Source organism: Micromonospora sp. M51 (genome assembly GCF_018070305.1).
Classification (GTDB): domain Bacteria; phylum Actinomycetota; class Actinomycetes; order Mycobacteriales; family Micromonosporaceae; genus Micromonospora; species Micromonospora parva.
Window position 1 is genome coordinate 1 of sequence record NZ_JAGPXZ010000915.1, and the last position, 2,181, is coordinate 2,181.

Consider the following 2,181-nt stretch of genomic DNA (forward strand, 5'->3'; position numbering starts at 1 on the left):
ACAGCGGAGTGGCGGTGCGTGACGAGCCGGCCCTCGCCGCGGACGCGGTCGATCCAGCCGGTGTCCGCGCTGGCGTCGATCACCTCGGGCTGGTCGAGCAGGTCGAGCACGAAGCTCTTGTTCGTCGCCCCACCCTCGATGATCACCGTGGTGTTCGCCATGGCCCGGCGCAGCTTGCCGAGCGCCTCGTCACGGTCGCGGCCGTACGCGATGATCTTCGCGATCATCGAGTCGAAGTCGGCCGGGATGGTGTCGCCCTCGCTGACGCCGGTGTCCACCCGGATGCCGGGACCGCTGGGCAGGTCCAACCGGGCGATGCGGCCGGGCGACGGCGCGAAGTCACGGTCGGGGTCCTCGGCGTTGAGCCGCGCCTCGATGGCGTGCCCGCGCTCGGCCGGCGGCGCACCGACGAGGCGTCCACCGGAGGCGACGTGCAGCTGTGCCTTGACCAGGTCGAACCCGGTGGTCAGCTCGGTGATCGGGTGTTCGACCTGCAGGCGGGTGTTGACCTCGAGGAACGCGAACAACCGGTCACCGGGGTGGTAGAGGAACTCGACGGTCGCCGCGCCGCGGTAACCGACCGCCACGGCCAGCCGCTCGGCCGACGTCTTCAGCTCGGCGGCCTGCGCCGGGTCGAGCACCGGCGACGCCGACTCCTCGATGACCTTCTGGTTGCGTCGCTGCACCGAGCAGTCGCGGACACCGAGCGCCCACGCGGTGCCCTGCCCGTCGGCGATCACCTGGACCTCGACGTGCCGGGCCCCGGTGACCAGGCGCTCCAGGAAGACGATGCCGCTGCCGAACGCCCGTGCCGCCTCCTGGCTGGTGCGCTCGTAGGCGTCGACCAGCTCGGCCTCGTTCCTGATCACGCGGATGCCGCGTCCGCCACCCCCGGCGGTCGCCTTCAGCATCAGCGGGTAGCCGATCTCGGCTGCCGCGGACCGGGCGGCGGCGAGGGTCTCGACAGCGCCACGGCTCCAGGGCGCGACCGGCACGCCGACCTTCTCGGCGATCAGCTTCGAGCCGATCTTGTCGCCGAGCTGGCGCATGGCGTCCGCGCTCGGCCCGACGAAGGTGACGCCGATCTTCTCGCACAGCTCGGCGAACGCCGGGTCCTCGGCGACGAAGCCCCAGCCGACCCAGGCGGCGTCGGCCCCGGTCTCGGTCAATGCGCGCTCCAGCACCGCCAGGTTGAGGTAGGGGCGCGCCGACGCCGGGCCGAGATCGTAGGCGATGTCCGCTTCGCGGACGAATGTGGCGTTGCGGTCGACGTCGGTGTAGAGAGCCACCGTTTCGAGCTGGATGCCGGTCTCCGCGGCCAACTCGCGGACCGCGTGGATGAGCCGCATGGCGGCTTCACCACGGTTGACGATGGCGACACGGTTGAACACCCGAAAGACCCCTTAGCTAGACCTCGACCTGCATGCCGCGAGACGACGGCTCCCCGCAGTGATCACCTTTCCGCGTGGCGGCGGCCAGCGCTATGGCGCAACCACCGAACCAACAGTCGCTCAGTTGTAGGAAGTGCACAAAACTTTTTGGCGTCCCCGGGGAGGGCGTCGACCTCCACCGACCCACCCCGGCCGGGACCGCCACGGTACCCGCCACGTGCGCAGCGGCGGCCACGCGCCGGCGGCGCACCCGCAACTGTCACCCCCGGTCGGACAATCAGGTCGACCGAAGGGACCCGATGACAGTTCTCGACACCCGGGCGCTCAACCGCGCGACGCTCGCCCGGCAGCTGCTGCTCGACCGCGCCGACCTGCCCGCGCTCGACGCCGTCGCCCACCTCGGTGGCCTCCAGGCCCAGGAGCCGCAGGAGCCGTTCATCGGGCTCTGGTCGCGGCTGCGCGCGTTCGATCCGACGGTGCTGTCGACGTTGCTGATCGAGCGACACGTGGTGCGGACGCACCTCATGCGCCGCACCGTCCACCTGCTCGCCGCCGACGACGCCGTGGCCTGGCGCCCCCGCCACGACGCCATGCTGCGACAGCGGGTGCTCGGGGTCTACCGCGGCGAGCTCGACGGGGTGGATCTCGACGACCTCACCGCTGCTGCCCGGGCGTTGATGGCCGACGGCGAGCCGCGTTCGATGCCGGAGATCGGGCGGGCGCTCGGCGAGCACTGGCCGACGTCGGAGCCACGGGCGTTGGGCGAGATGGCTGTCGCACTGCTCCCGAT

2 protein-coding genes are annotated in these 2,181 nt (G+C 71.5%); one reads left to right on the forward strand and one right to left on the reverse strand.

Annotated features, from left to right (window positions below):
* On the reverse strand, positions 1–1,391 hold a 1,391-nt coding region (locus KBX53_RS30665; RefSeq protein WP_210863214.1), incomplete at its 3' end, for an acetyl/propionyl/methylcrotonyl-CoA carboxylase subunit alpha.
* 299 nt (positions 1,392–1,690) lie between these two features.
* On the opposite strand from KBX53_RS30665, the gene KBX53_RS30670 reads away from it, so the two are divergent.
* Positions 1,691–2,181 (forward strand): crosslink repair DNA glycosylase YcaQ family protein (locus tag KBX53_RS30670; RefSeq protein WP_210863216.1); only part of this gene is annotated, 491 nt, incomplete at its 3' end.